The sequence below is a fragment of the Aeromonas sp. 602200 genome (assembly GCF_049173895.1).
GTDB classification, from domain to species: domain Bacteria; phylum Pseudomonadota; class Gammaproteobacteria; order Enterobacterales; family Aeromonadaceae; genus Aeromonas; species Aeromonas veronii_A.
Genome location: NZ_JAAKSL010000005.1, coordinates 141,796 through 155,856 on the forward strand (window position 1 = coordinate 141,796; position 14,061 = coordinate 155,856).

Consider the following 14,061-nt stretch of genomic DNA (forward strand, 5'->3'; position numbering starts at 1 on the left):
CCTGATGATCGCCCTGTTTGTGATCGTGGTGATGGCGCTGCTGGCGGCCGCCATGGGCCGTTTTCTGGTCGACAGTAGCGAGAAAAATACCGTGGAGGTACGCAGTGTGCGTGCTCTGCTGGCCGCCCAGAGCGGGCTGGAGATTGCTCTGTATCAGCTTTTTCCGAACCGGCCTGCTGCGCCATCTCCCCAGGATCGTTGTGACTGGATCAGCCCGACCCCCTCGTTCACCGGCGTTACCGGTCTGGTGCAGTGCCAAGTTGCTGTGCGTTGCACTCAGATTCCGGTGACCTATAACGGTGCCGTGACTAATGGCTATCGTCTCGAGAGTGTCGGAACCTGTGGTTCCTCTGAACTGGATAGTGCGAGTCCCGATTTTGCCGTGAGCAGAACTCTGATGCTTGAAGCGTATGACGGAGGCGGACAATGAAATGGCTATGGGCGCTTGCCCTCTTTACTGGCCATGTCTGGGCCTTCGACCCTATCGACACAGGCACGCTCTTTCCGGATGTGGTGCAAGGGCATCATGGCAACAACAATAACGTTTGCCATCAGATTAGCGGCTACCAGCTTAGCCAACTCAACAACGCCAAGATCAACGGTTCCGGCGGTTTGCCTCTCAACTTCTGCTCCATCCAGCCGGATCAGAACAATACGCCGCGCTGCGATGATGGTACTGGCGGCTACATGGTTTGTAGCGTTACTGGCAAAGATATCCGCGGGCTGTCCCTGAGCGGGAATAATGCTTTTCCCGCCATCACCTCCAATTCGACCCAGCTCTGTTCGTTCGGTGCGCAAACGGCTTCCAGTACCTCTTATGGTGCGATGACGGTAGAAAACTGCACTATGACGTTCCCCAGCCGCAGCACCTACCTGATCAAGACGCTGACAGTGCGCAACAACGCGATCCTGGTGCTGGGGGAGGGGGATTACTTCATCGACAAGCTGATTCTGGACAGCGGTACCATCCGTCTCTCAGGCAGTGGCACCACCCGGATTTTCGTCAATCAGGATGTCAAGCTGGTCAATACGGTCAATATCAATGCCAATAATCAGGGCAGTCTCATCTGGGTTAACTATAACGACATGGTGATCGACAACCGCACCACGTTTTATGGTTATCTCTATGCCGATGGGAAGCTCACCATGAACAATAATGCCACCGTCTATGGCAGGGTGACGGCCCGCTATCTGGCCATGGATGCCCAGTCCAGCATCAATGAAGTGGTACTTCCGCCGATGCTGACCTGTTTTGTCGACGGTTTCGAAAGCAGCCAGATCAACCCCGACAGTTGGGTCGTGGCTCAGCGCAACAACAGCACATTGCCATCGGTGCAGAATGGTCGCCTGCGTCTCACCCAGAACGTCACCAACCAGGCCACGTCGGCCACTTTCCAGCGCCTCTTCCCCGGGGCTGGTAACCTGGTGACGGTCGAGTTCGATCAATACGCCTACAAGACTTCCGGCACAAGCGGGGCGGATGGCATGGCGGTGGTGCTCTCGGATGCCACCCTGACGCCACAACCAGGTGCGTTTGGTGGCCCCCTGGGATACGGTTTCAAGACCGGGATCAGTGGTTTTGCGGGCGGCTGGCTTGGTGTCGGGATCGACGAATACGGCAACTACGCCAATGAGGGGGGGTCTTATAATATCGGCTCCCGACCGCAGGCCGTATCTATTCGCGGATCCGGCTCCGGTACCTCCGGTTACCGCTACCTGGCCGGAACCGCCAGCAATCTCAACCCGACCGTCGACAGCGGTACCAACAGCAATCGCCCCCACCGCTATCGCATTACGGTCGACTCTCGCACGGCGGGCAACTCGGTGGCCACCGTCGAACGGGATAGCGGTGACGGGTTTCGTACGCTCGTTGGTCCAATCAACATGACGAGCCAGACCGGCCAAGCGACAGTACCGGGCAACTTCCTGCTGTCATTGACTGGGTCCACCGGGTCGGTGACCAACTTCCACGAGATCGATAACGTGCGGATCTGTGCGCTGCGTTCCAGTCCAGTGGGCACCCAGATCGATCATTTCGAATTCGATCACAGCGGCAATGCGCTGACCTGCAACCCTGAAACCCTGACCATTCGGGCCTGTGCCAATGCCGACTGCAGCCTGTTGGTGACCGAACCCGTGACTGCCACCCTGCAACCCGCAACGAGTAGCAGCGGTGGTTGGGTGGGAGGCAATCAAGTGAGCTTCAGCGGAGGAACCACCACGCTGGCGCTGCGACAGAATACCGCCGGTACGGTGACCGTCGGGGTCAGCGGCTCGACGCCCTCGACCAAACCGTTGAGTACCACCCTGTGCCGGGTTGGCGGTGGCGCCAAGAGTGCGGCTGCCTGTACGCTCACCTTTGCCGACAGCGGATTTATCTTCGACGTGCCCGACACTTACTCGAACCAGCCGCAGACGGTGACCATCAAGGCGGTCAAGAAGAGCGACGTGACCAGGCAGTGCGTGCCGGGGTTTGCCAACCAGAGCAAGAGCGTCAAGTTCTGGGGTAGCTATATCACCCCCACCAGTAACCCCTATAACAGCCAGATGAGCGTCAACAGCAGTACGATTGGTGCTAGTCAGGGCGCTGCAACGCCGCTCTCCCTCGCATTCGATGCTCAGGGGCAGTCGACCATAACGGTTAAGTACCCGGACGCGGGCAAGGTGCAACTGGATGCCCGTTATGATGGTACCGGCAGTGAAGCCGGTCTGGTGATGCTCGGCGCGGATCAGTTTGTAGCGCGTCCGGTGGGCTTGTGCATTACCCCTCCGCAAGGGGTATGCGCGGCAGGTGATAGCAGCTGTCCAGTCTTCAAAAAAGCGGGGGAGACGTTTCAGGTAGATATCAAGGCGATGGCCTGGGAGTCGGCTAATGATGGGGATATCTGCGCAGGAAATCAGACTACGCCCAACTTTGTGCTGAGTGGCATTGGCTTGGGTAGCACCTTGGTGGCACCAAGCCCCGGCTCCAATGCCGTATTGGGTACTTCTACTTACAACCACGTGGCAGCGACCAACAGTGTCAATAGCCTTAGCCAGACTGTGAGCGAGGTGGGAGTGTTCCGGATGACGGCGACGCCACCAGCCAATGGCTACTTCAATTACACCATCCCATCAGCCCAGAGCCAGCCGGTGGGGCGTTTTATTCCTGCCGACTTCAATCTGGTCAGCGGTGATATCGTGCCGGCCTGCAATGCGTTCTCCTACATGGGCCAGCCCTTTGGCGTTGCGCTGGATGTGCAGGCTCGTAACACGACGGGTGTACAGACCCTGAATTATACGGGGCCCTTTGCCAAGGGGAGTGCTTTTATCTCGGTTGCCAATAACCAGGATGGTAAATCCCTGTCGAACCGCTTGCGCAGTTTGCAGCCGTTGCCATGGCTAAATGGCCGGGCGACTTTGACTGCCGGTAGCAGCGAGTTTGTGCGCCTCTCTGACACGCAACCGGATGGTCCCTACAACTCTTTGCTGTTTGGCCTTTATATGAGGGATAACGATGGCGACAGAACGCTGATTGCCAGCCCGAATTTCAATGATGCCGTAGTGGGTAACTGCAGTGGCCGCGGTTGTAATGCCCGTTTAATCGACAGTGTGCCAATGAAAGCCTATTTCGGCCGCCTGCAGGCGGGCACGGAGGCAGGCCTGGCCTCGGCGCCGCTGGCCATTCCGCAGCAGATGCAATATTACGAAGCGGGCAACTGGTTGTTGAACAAGGAAGATCAATGTACCCAGCTCTCTTTGGCCAATCAGGGGTTCACTTTCCTCAACCCGAGTCACACCTTTGATGGGGCCAGCCGTGACCTGGAGCTGGGGGCGGGTCGCAAGATAAAGCTGGGGTTGGGCAGTTCGGCACCGGGTGGGGAGGCTGCACTGGCGAAAGACGGGGAGATCCTGTTCCACTTTGCCAAGCCGGACATCTCGGTGCGCATCCCCTACAAGGTCGAATTGGCAAAACAGCCGTCGCAGCCACTCTGGTTGTCTGACCCAACGAGTGCCAATGACGGCAACCTGCAAGGTGAGGCCATTTTCGGCTCCAGCCGGGGTAATGACAGAATTATTTATCGGCGCGAAGTATTGCACTGAATGATGTGAAAGGAGGAATGGCTCAACAGCATCCCCCTAAATCCTTGTTTATTAGTGTTTGCAAGCGTGTGCGAGTGAGTGATGACTCGCATTTTTGTCGCGCCTGATTGATTGGCGACAGTTTGAGCGCTTGCCCATTGGGGTGGGCATTGGTAAAGTTAGCCGGTTTTCTGCACCTCCAAATTCTTAGGATTTCCCGTAGCCATGTTCAAAAAGCTCAGAGGCGTCTTTTCCAACGATCTGTCGATCGATTTGGGAACTGCCAACACCCTGATCTATGTAAAAGATCAAGGGATCGTCCTTAACGAACCCTCAGTTGTCGCCATTCGCCAAGAGCGCGGGAACGCCAAATCGGTCGCTGCTGTCGGTCATGCCGCCAAGCAGATGCTGGGCCGTACCCCGGGCAACATCTCCGCGATCCGCCCGATGAAAGACGGCGTGATCGCCGATTTCTACGTGACCGAGAAGATGCTGCAGCACTTCATCAAGCAGGTTCACGACAACAACTATTTCCGCCCCAGCCCGCGCGTGCTGGTGTGTGTACCGTGCGGTTCAACTCAGGTTGAGCGTCGCGCCATCAAGGAGTCCGCACTGGGCGCTGGTGCCCGAGAGGTATACCTGATCGATGAGCCTATGGCTGCTGCCATCGGTGCCGGCCTGCCGGTCTCCGAAGCGACCGGTTCCATGGTGGTTGATATCGGTGGTGGTACTACCGAAGTGGCCATCATCTCCCTGAACGGTGTGGTTTACTCCCAGTCTGTCCGTATCGGTGGCGACAAGTTTGACGAAGCGATCATCAGCTACGTTCGTCGCAACTACGGTAGCCTGATCGGTGAAGCTACTGCCGAGCGCATCAAGCACGAGATCGGCTCCGCCTACCCGGGCGAAGAGGTGCGCGAGATCGAAGTTCGTGGTCGCAACCTGGCTGAAGGTGTGCCGCGCAGCTTTACCCTGAACTCCAACGAGATCCTGGAAGCGCTGCAAGAGCCGCTGTCCGGTATCGTGGCTGCCGTGATGGTGGCGCTGGAGCAGTCTCCGCCGGAACTGGCTTCCGACATCTCCGAGCGCGGCATGGTGCTGACAGGTGGTGGTGCGCTGCTGAAAGATATCGACCGTCTGCTGATGGAAGAGACCGGTATCCCTGTCGTCGTTGCCGAAGATCCCCTCACCTGTGTGGCCCGTGGCGGCGGCAAGGCGCTGGAGCTGATCGATATGCACGGTGGCGATCTGTTCCACTACGAATAAGACCCAAAGCCGGCCAGCGTGCCGGCTCTTTTTTGACGACCCATGAAACCCATTTTTGGTAGAGGCCCTTCGCTTCAGTTACGGTTGTTTCTCGCCGTCATCATCTCCATTGCTGCCATCGTCGCGGACTCCCGCTTCGGTGTGTTTACCCATGTCCGCGTCTACCTCAGTTCGTTAGTCAGTCCCCTGCAATACATGGCCAATGCGCCCGGTACCCTGCTCGACACCATGTCGACCCAGGTGCAGACCCGTGCCGATCTCATCGAGCAGACCAAGCAGCAGGAGCAACAGCTGTTTACCCTGCGCTCTCGCCTGCTCAAGATGGATCATCTGGAGCACGAGAACCAGCGTCTGCGCGAGCTGCTCGGTTCGCCGGTGCACAAAGAGTCCCGCAAGATGGTGGCCGAGCTGCTGTCGGTGGATTCCGACCCCTTCAGCCATCAGGTGCTGATCAACAAGGGGGCGCTGGATGGCGTCTATAACGGTCAGGCGGTGATCAACGATCAGGGTGTGATTGGTCAGGTGCTCCACGTGGGCTCCACCACCAGTCGCGTGCTGCTGATAACCGACTCCAGCCACGGCATTCCGGTGCGGGTGCTGCGCAACGACTTGCGCGCCATCGCCTCCGGCAGTGGTGAGCTCGACAAGTTGGAGCTGCGCAACCTGCCGCGCAACACCGATATTCAGGTGGGGGATCTGTTGGTCACCTCCGGTCTGGGTGGCCGTTTCCCTGAAGGTTATCCGGTGGCGACCGTGACCCGCTCTGAATATGTGGAGGGCAAGCCCTTCGCCCAGGTCGAGGCCAAGCCGCTGGTCGAGCTGGACAGGCTGCGCTATCTGCTGCTGCTGTGGACCGACAAGAAACCCGAAGTACACGATGATGAGAATGGCGAACGGGTGGCAACGGCTGCCTCCGCCGCAGGAGCCACTCGCTGATGCTGCAACCCGCCAGCGGCAGGATCTGGATCTGGATTTCGATCCTGCTGGCTTTGAGCCTGTCGATCCTGCCGCTTCCTTTCGAATTTGATCCATTTCGTCCGGACTGGCTGGCCATGGTGCTCATTTACTGGGCACTGGCGTTGCCGCACCGGACCAACGTCGGCACCGCCTGGGTGGCCGGCCTGCTGCTGGATGTGCTGCTTGGCAGCACCCTCGGCGTGCGGGCCATGGCGATGGCCATCACCACCTATCTGGCAGCATTCCAGTTCCAGAAGATCCGCAACTTCTCCCTCTGGCAGCAGGCCCTGATCATCGGTGGGCTGTCGCTGGTAGGCAAGCTGACGGTGTTCTGGGCCGAACACCTGTTTAGCCGGGCCAGCCTCAACTTCGCCTACTTTTGGTCGACGTTGACGACGATGCTAATATGGCCCTGGGTGTTTCTGGTGTTGCGCAAAGTGCGGCGCCGCTTCAATATCAGGTAAATATGAGCAAAAACAACGAACTGCAACTCTATCTTGCCTCGGGTTCCCCCCGTCGTCGCGAACTGTTGGCCCAGCTTGGCTATCGTTTTGATGTGCTGAAACTGGATGTGCCGGAGCAACGGGAAGAGGGGGAGAAACCGCAGGATTATGTCTGCCGTCTCGCCCGCGACAAGGCGATGGCTGGTGTGGCGTGTGCGCCGACGGCGTTGCCGGTGTTGGGTGCCGACACCATAGTGGTGCTGGGGGATCGGGTGCTGGAGAAACCGTCCGATCTGCTCGATGCCAAGGATATGCTGGAGGCACTCTCCGGCAAGGTACATCAGGTGATGACCGCGGTGGCGCTGGCCACCCCCGAGCGCTGCGATGTGCGACTGGTCACCACCAACGTGGCGTTTCGCAAGCTGGACGAGGCCGAGATTGAGGCCTACTGGCAAACCGGAGAGCCCTGTGACAAGGCCGGGGCCTACGGCATTCAGGGGATTGCCGGCAAGTTTGTCAGCCGCATCGAAGGCAGCTATAGCGCCGTGGTCGGCCTGCCGCTGCTGGAGACGGATCTATTGATCAAGCAGCATCTGGAACAACACAAGTAATTTTCCGTCAGCTGTGCTCTGCTGCGTTCTTCCTTGCGCGCGTTGTACCGGATTGGCTGTATAAGAATTCAAAACTGGAACAGGCAAGGTTACTTATGTCGGTAGAACTGCTGGTTAACGTTACCCCCTCCGAAACCCGTGTCGCTCTGGTCGAAAACGGTCTGCTGCAGGAAGTGCATGTAGAGCGTCAGGCCAAACGCGGCATTGTCGGCAACATCTACAAAGGCAAGATCAGCCGGGTGCTCCCGGGCATGCAGGCGGCTTTCGTCGATATCGGTATGGACAAGGCGGCCTTTTTACACGCCTCCGATATTGTGCCCCATACCGAGTGTGTGGCTGTGAAGGAGAAGGAGCAGTTCCAGGTCGGCAATATCGCCGAGCTGGTGCGTCAGGGGCAGGACATCATGGTGCAGGTGGTGAAAGACCCGCTGGGTACCAAGGGTGCCCGTCTCACCACCGATATCACCTTGCCTTCCCGCTATCTGGTCTTTATGCCGGGCAGCGCTCACGTCGGCGTCTCCCAGCGAATCGAGTCCGAAGCGGAGCGGGAGCGCCTCAAGCGCACCGTAGCTGGCTATGTGGATGAGCTGGGTGGCTACATCATCCGTACCGCCGCTGAAGGGGTGGGGGAGCAGGAGCTGGAGCAGGATGCCGCCTTCCTCAAGCGGCTGTGGCGCAAGATCCTCGAGCGCAAGCAGAAGTATCCCCCCTGCAAGATCCTCTACGAGGATCCCAGTCTGGCATTCCGGGTGGTGCGCGATTTCGTCGGCGCAGAACTCGACAAGATCCGCGTCGACTCCCGCCAGAGCTTCGATCAGCTCAAGCGCTTCACCGAAGAGTATGTGCCGGAGCTGGCCAGCAAACTGGAGTACTACCCCGGCGAGTCACCGATCTTCGATCTCTACGATGTGGAGAACGAGATCCAGCGGGCGCTGGAGCGCAAGGTGGAGCTGAAATCCGGTGGCTACCTCATCATCGACCAGACCGAAGCCATGACCACGGTGGATATCAACACCGGCGCCTTTGTCGGCCATCGTAATCTGGAAGAGACCATCTTCAATACCAACGTCGAGGCGACGGCAGCCATCGCTCGTCATCTGCGCCTGCGCAACCTCGGTGGCATCATCATCATCGACTTCATCGACATGCAGTCGGAAGATCACCGCCGCCGGGTGCTGCACAGTCTGGAACAGGCGCTGTCCAAGGATCGCGCCAAGACCAACGTCAACGGTTTCTCCCAGCTGGGCCTGGTGGAGATGACCCGCAAGCGCACCCGAGAGAGTCTGGAGCATGTGCTCTGCTCCGAGTGCCCCGAGTGCAAGGGACGCGGCCGGGTCAAGACGGTGGAGTCGGTCTGCTTCGAGATCCTGCGGGAGATCATCCGGGTCAACCGTGCCTACGATGCAGATCAGTTCACCGTCTACGCAGCCCCTGCCGTAGCCGACTATCTCCATGGCGAGGAGTCCCACAGTCTGGCGGAGCTGGAAGTGTTTATCGGCAAGCAGGTGCGGGTGGTGAGCGAGCCTCTCTGCGGCCAGGAGCAGTTCGACGTGGTGATGATGTAATTGGTCTATCGCTGGCTGAGTCGGGGCTGGTTAGCCCTGGGGGTCCTGTTCGTACTGCTGGCCATGCTGGTCACCCTGGTGCGGGTCGGGGGCCCTTTGCTGAATCAGTATCGAGAGAGCCTTATCCACACTCTGCTCGGCGATTCGCAAATCAAGGTCAGCGTCGATCAAATTGGACTGAGCTGGACACAATCAGGCCCGGCCCTCGAACTGCAACAGCTCGCCGTTGCCCCCGACTCCAAACGCTATACCGTCAAGCTCGGCAAGGCCTGGGTGCATCTCGACTTCTGGCGCACTATTAACGAGCTAAAGCCGGTGTTTGGCGAGCTGATCCTCAGCGATGGCGATATCACCCTCGACTTGCGCCAACCGGCTGACGACAGCCCTTCCGGCGATCCCCAGCAGGGCGCCCTGCTGCGCTTTCTGCTGACCCAGCTCTCCACCTTTGACATCCATAACACCCGGCTCAATGTCACCACCGCACTGGGCGACATGCGAGCACTCGATATTGCCCAACTGCGCTGGCAGAATCGTGGCAAGCGCCATCAGGGGGTCGGTAAGGCCTATCTCATCAACGGGGTAGGCGAGAGCACCCTGGACCTGATACTCGATGTAGATACGCCACAAGATCGGCTCGATCGCCTCAAGGGGCAGCTCTATCTGGGTGCCCGCCAGCTCGATATTACCCCGACCCTCGCCAGGATCCATGCTGGTGAACCCAAGGTGGCCGGGCAGCTCGATTTCCAGCTCTGGAGCGAGTTTGACAGCGGCAAGCTGGGCAATACCCTACTAGCCTTTGGCAACAACTACCTGATCTGGAAGGATCCCAAGAAAGGGGAGATGCACCGTTTCGGCCTCGATGGCGGCAAGGTTCAGCTACGCCGCGATGGTGAAAACTGGCAACTGGCCAGCCATGGCGTCACCTTCAAGCTGGATGGTAAACCCTGGCTGCACAGCCGGTTGCAGCTGGAGCGGATCGGTGAGCGGGTGCAGGGCTATGTGCCGCAGATCGATCTCGACCAGCTTGCCCAGCTGAGCCAGCTGGTCTCCGCGATTTATCCTGCCCAGAGCGAGCTGCTCAAGCAGACCAAACCCAAGGGCAAGCTGACAGATTTGACCCTGCAGGCGGATGCCGGGTGGCAGGATATATCCCTCAGCGGCGAGATCGTCAATGTGAGCCTCAATGCCTGGCACGACGTGCCCGGGATGCAGGATCTCAACGGTGAATTCTGGCTCACCCCCAAGGGGGGCAGCGCCAGAGTGGCGCTGGCAAACGACAAAGTGGATCCCGCCCGTCACTTCAAGATGCCGATCCCGGTCGACAACTTCTCGGCCCGCCTCGACTGGTGGCGCGAGGAACAGGGCTGGGTGCTGTACGGGCAGGATATCGCGCTGGATAACCCGGATCTGACCCTGTCCAGCCGTTTCCGCCTCGATCTGTTCGAGCACCCTTTCCTCGCCCTGACCGGTCGCATCGATGTGAAGAATGCGGGCCATGCGGATCGCTACTTCCCGCTGCAGGCGATGGACAAGGGGCTGGTGGATTACCTGAGCGGCGCCATCAAGGGGGGCAAGGCCAAGGGGGCCGACCTGCTCTGGTATGGGGAGTTTCGGGATTTCCCTTATGAGAAAGGTGATGGCATCTTCCAGGTGGCGGTGCCGCTGGAGCGGGCCACCTACGAGTTCTTCCCTGGTTGGCAACCGCTCACCGACCTGCAGATCGATCTCTTGTTCCAGAATGCCGGCCTCGATATGCGCAGCCGCTCCACCCGACTTGGCAAGGCGAGCTCCGACTCGGTGCATGCCTGGATCCCGGATCTCTCCCCAGGCGCCCACCTCTATGTGGATGCCAAGGTGCAGGGGGAGGGTAAGGCCATCAGCGACTACCTGCAGGACTCCCCGCTGGGCAGTTCGGTGGGACAGGCGCTGCGGGAGATCGAGATCCGTGGCCCGATGGCAGGATCGGTCAAGCTCGATATTCCTCTCGATGGCGAGAGCGAGGTGAAGGCGAGTGGCGATGCCACCTTCAGCAACAACAAGGTGCGGGTCGCCAGTCTGGATCTGCCGCTGGAGAAGGTGCAGGGGCGCCTCGAGTATGACAACCAGCAGACCCGTTTCAGCAACCTCAAGGCGAGCCTGTGGAACCAGCCGCTGACCCTCGACTATCAGGGGCGCCAGCATCCGGATCACTATCAGGTCGACCTCGATTTCAAGGGGCAATGGGATAGCCGCCGCCAACCCGCCGCCATCTCTTCGTACGGTATCCTCAACGGCCGCAGCAACTGGGGCGGCAAGCTCGAGTTGATCTTGCCCGAGAGCAAGCCGTTCAGCTTCCAGCTGGCGCTCGACTCCAACCTGCAGGGGATGGGGCTGGATCTGCCGCTGCCGCTGGCCAAGAGCAGCGCCAGCCGGCTGCCGCTCAAGGTGATCGCCCGTGGCCGGGATGGCAGCGCCGACATTCGCGCCGTGCTGGGGGCTGATGTGGATATGCAGACCCGGCTGGTCTACGGCGAGGGGGTGCCTTATCTCAGTCGGGTGCGGGTTGATATAGGCCAACCGGGTGCCCGGGTAATGCGCGATGCCCCCATGCTGCTTGCCATCAACCAGCAGGAGGCCGATGTGGGCGGCTGGCTGACGCGACTCAAGCAATGGCTGCCAGCGCAGAACCAGACCGGTAATGCGGTAGTCGGCCCTGCCTTCCTGCCACAGGAGTGGTGGGTGGATGGGCAGCTGGCCCGTGCCTATATCGGCAGTGCCACCCTCAAGGCGGCGCGTTTCACCGTGGGGCCGACCAATCAGGCGACCGAAGTGATGATCGATAGCCCCGATGTGATGGGGGTGATCCGCCTGCCCGCAGTGGCCAACCGTCCGGTGGATGCCAAGTTTGCCCGCATCTACTGGTCCGGCAAGAGTTCGGATCTCAGCCCGGATCCCGATGCGAAGCAGGATAACGCCATCATGGCTTCGATCCCCTGGCTGACATTCAGCTGTGTCGATTGCCGCTTTGGCGAGTTGCCGCTTGGCGAAGTGAAAGGCGAGCTGCTGCCGGGCGCCAACAAGGTGACTCTCAAGGGGCTGGATATGCGGTTGGCAGGCAGTCAGCTTGCCGGCAGCGTCGACTGGCTGGCCGATGGCAACCGGATGGAGACGCGGGCCCGTGGCAAGCTGACCAGCAACAACAGCGAGCTGCTGCTCAAGCGGCTCGGCTACACCTCGCCCATCGGTGATGCCCCCGGCTCCCTCGCCTTTGATCTCAACTGGCAGGATGTGCCCTACCGCCCGAGTCTGCCGACTCTGGGGGGGAGTGCCAACTATCAGCTGGAGGGGGGCACCCTGCGGGAGGTCAACGACAAGGGCGCACGGCTGCTCTCCCTGCTCAGTCTCGACTCCCTGCTGCGCAAGCTGCGGCTCGATTTTCGCGATGTGTTCGACAAGGGTTTCTACTTCGAATCCATGTCTGCTTCTGCCACCATCAAGCAGGGGCAGGTCAGCAACAATGATTTCTATATGAAGGGGGCTGCAGGCAATCTGCGCGGCGAGGGGATCGCCGATTTGGTGCGCTGGCGGCTCGACTACGAGCTGAGCTTTTCCCCGAACCTGGGTGGCACCCTGCCGGTGGTGGCGGCCTTCTCCATCACGCCGATCACGGGTCTCTATGTGCTGGCCCTCTCCAAATTGCTGGAGCCGGTGGTGGATGTGGTGACCCGCATCGACTTTCGTATCTCGGGCCCGCTCGACGCACCCAAGCTGATTGAGGCGGGGCGCGATCGCGCACGCATCAAGCTCAACCAGCAGCAGAAAGAGGCGGTCGACGCCGTTGCTCCCAGCCTGCCAACGCAAGAGGTGACCCCTTTCCTGCTGAGCCCCAAACACGCGGGGCCTGCTCAGCGCTGAACGAGCGGCCCGGCACCATCACAAGGAGTGAGCCATGATCCGACATATCCTGCTGATCGCCTTCAAGCCGGACACCAAGCCTGCCCAGATAGATGCGGTGCGTACCGCCTTTCTCGCCATTCCGCATCAGGTCAGCGGTGTGACTGCTGTGGAGTGGGGTGAGAATGACAGCCCGGAGGGGAGGGATGACGGTTTTACCCACAGCGTGCTGATGACCTTTGCCGACGAGGCTGCCCGCCAGCGCTATATGCCCCATCCGGATCACGCTGCCCTCAAGGCCATCTTTCGCCCGGTGCTGGCGCGCATCATAGTGCTGGATTACACCCTGCAGGCGGGTGATGCTGTCACCATCTGATGGCCCAAGCGACAAGGAGAGAGTCATGTGGTTAGTCGCAATACAGCTGGTATCTGGCCGTCACTGGCAGGATAACCGGGAGCAGATCGCCGCCGAGCTGGCCGCCTTGCCCAAAGAGCGGCCGCTGCTGGTGCTGTTGCCGGAGAACTTTGCCCTGTTTGGCGAGCGGCAGGGTTATCTGGATGGGGCCGAGACCATAGGTGAGGGCCCAATCCAGCAGCAGCTGGCCGAATGGGCCCGAGATTACGGCATCTGGCTGGTGGCCGGGGCTGTGCCGACCACCATCGAAGGTTCCGACCATATCCACACAAGCTCGCTGGTGTTTGACCCAAGCGGTGAGCTCAGGGGCCACTACCACAAGATCCACCTGTTCGACGTGGATGTGGCGGACAATCACGGCCGCTATCGGGAGTCGGAGACCTTCAGCCCGGGGGATGCACCTGTGCTGGTGGACTCCCCGTTTGGTCCCCTCGGCCTCTCGATCTGTTATGATTTGCGCTTTCCCGAGCTCTACCGTCAGTTGGCCCGTGCTGGAGCTCGCGTGCTGCTGGTGCCTGCCGCCTTTACCGCCGTGACCGGCGAGGCGCACTGGGAGCCGCTGCTGCGGGCTCGCGCCATCGAAAACCAGTGTTACGTGGTGGCTGCCAATCAGGGTGGTACCCACGAGACAGGGCGTCAGACCTGGGGCCACAGCATGGTGATCGATCCTTGGGGCCGGGTGCTGGCGAGCAAAGAGTCCGGGCGCGGCACAGTGCTGGCGCAGATGGAGCCCGGGCTTATCGACGAATTGAAACGCACCATGCCAGTGCTGCAACACGCCCGTTTGTTCTGATGGTGTGGTGAAAAATTGAAACGCAGCCGTTTGCCCGTGCTGGAGCATGCCCGTTTGTTGTGATGGTGTGGCTTGT

10 protein-coding genes are annotated in these 14,061 nt (G+C 60.0%); all 10 read left to right on the forward strand.

Annotated elements, in window-relative coordinates:
• The first annotated feature begins 4 nt into the window (after nt 1-4).
• The 10 genes from G5221_RS08725 (at nt 5) to G5221_RS08770 (ending at nt 13,985) form a co-directional block, all read left to right on the forward strand.
• Entirely contained in the window at nt 5-430 is a 426-nt protein-coding gene (locus G5221_RS08725; RefSeq protein ID WP_144716014.1) for an MSHA biogenesis protein MshP, read from the forward strand.
• The gene (locus G5221_RS08730; RefSeq protein ID WP_421263107.1) at nt 427-4,083 is read left to right on the forward strand and encodes a DUF6701 domain-containing protein; all 3,657 of its coding nucleotides are present in this window, start codon (nt 427-429) and stop codon (nt 4,081-4,083) included. Before G5221_RS08725 ends, G5221_RS08730 begins: the two co-directional genes overlap by 4 nt.
• 204 nt (nt 4,084-4,287) lie before the next feature.
• Nucleotides 4,288-5,328, forward strand: coding sequence for a rod shape-determining protein (locus G5221_RS08735; protein WP_005340051.1), 1,041 nt, complete (start codon nt 4,288-4,290; stop codon nt 5,326-5,328).
• 42 nt (nt 5,329-5,370) lie between these two features.
• Complete coding sequence (gene mreC / locus G5221_RS08740; RefSeq protein ID WP_005342907.1) at nt 5,371-6,264, forward strand: rod shape-determining protein MreC; 894 nt, start codon at nt 5,371-5,373, stop codon at nt 6,262-6,264.
• Nucleotides 6,264-6,749 carry a rod shape-determining protein MreD gene (gene mreD / locus G5221_RS08745; protein ID WP_005342908.1) on the forward strand — a complete coding sequence of 162 codons (486 nt, stop codon included), beginning with the start codon at nt 6,264-6,266 and terminating at the stop codon, nt 6,747-6,749. The genes mreC and mreD overlap by 1 nt, the downstream gene beginning before the upstream one ends.
• 2 nt (nt 6,750-6,751) lie before the next feature.
• On the forward strand, nt 6,752-7,339 hold the full coding sequence (locus G5221_RS08750) for a Maf family protein (RefSeq protein ID WP_005342909.1): 588 nt from the start codon (nt 6,752-6,754) through the stop codon (nt 7,337-7,339).
• A 95-nt stretch (nt 7,340-7,434) separates the two neighbouring features.
• The gene (gene rng / locus G5221_RS08755; RefSeq protein WP_005340056.1) at nt 7,435-8,904 is read left to right on the forward strand and encodes a ribonuclease G; all 1,470 of its coding nucleotides are present in this window, start codon (nt 7,435-7,437) and stop codon (nt 8,902-8,904) included.
• Complete coding sequence (locus G5221_RS08760) at nt 8,905-12,798, forward strand: YhdP family protein (protein WP_421251912.1); 3,894 nt, start codon at nt 8,905-8,907, stop codon at nt 12,796-12,798.
• Between the two features lie 34 nt (nt 12,799-12,832).
• The gene (locus tag G5221_RS08765) at nt 12,833-13,153 is read left to right on the forward strand and encodes a Dabb family protein (protein WP_421251911.1); all 321 of its coding nucleotides are present in this window, start codon (nt 12,833-12,835) and stop codon (nt 13,151-13,153) included.
• A gap of 25 nt (nt 13,154-13,178) precedes the next feature.
• Entirely contained in the window at nt 13,179-13,985 is an 807-nt protein-coding gene (locus G5221_RS08770) for a carbon-nitrogen hydrolase family protein (protein WP_421263108.1), read from the forward strand.
• Nucleotides 13,986-14,061: the final 76 nt, after the last annotated feature.

What these genes read in the sequence shown, in the direction of transcription:
- mreD (WP_005342908.1), top strand. Translation starts at nt 6,264, where the DNA reads ATGCTGCAACCCGCCAGCGGCAGGATCTGGATCTGGATTTCGATCCTG.
- G5221_RS08735 (WP_005340051.1), top strand. Translation starts at nt 4,288, where the DNA reads ATGTTCAAAAAGCTCAGAGGCGTCTTTTCCAACGATCTGTCGATCGAT.
- rng (WP_005340056.1), top strand. Translation starts at nt 7,435, where the DNA reads ATGTCGGTAGAACTGCTGGTTAACGTTACCCCCTCCGAAACCCGTGTC.
- G5221_RS08725 (WP_144716014.1), top strand. Translation starts at nt 5, where the DNA reads ATGATCGCCCTGTTTGTGATCGTGGTGATGGCGCTGCTGGCGGCCGCC.
- G5221_RS08750 (WP_005342909.1), top strand. Translation starts at nt 6,752, where the DNA reads ATGAGCAAAAACAACGAACTGCAACTCTATCTTGCCTCGGGTTCCCCC.
- G5221_RS08730 (WP_421263107.1), top strand. Translation starts at nt 427, where the DNA reads ATGAAATGGCTATGGGCGCTTGCCCTCTTTACTGGCCATGTCTGGGCC.
- G5221_RS08770 (WP_421263108.1), top strand. Translation starts at nt 13,179, where the DNA reads ATGTGGTTAGTCGCAATACAGCTGGTATCTGGCCGTCACTGGCAGGAT.
- mreC (WP_005342907.1), top strand. Translation starts at nt 5,371, where the DNA reads ATGAAACCCATTTTTGGTAGAGGCCCTTCGCTTCAGTTACGGTTGTTT.
- G5221_RS08765 (WP_421251911.1), top strand. Translation starts at nt 12,833, where the DNA reads ATGATCCGACATATCCTGCTGATCGCCTTCAAGCCGGACACCAAGCCT.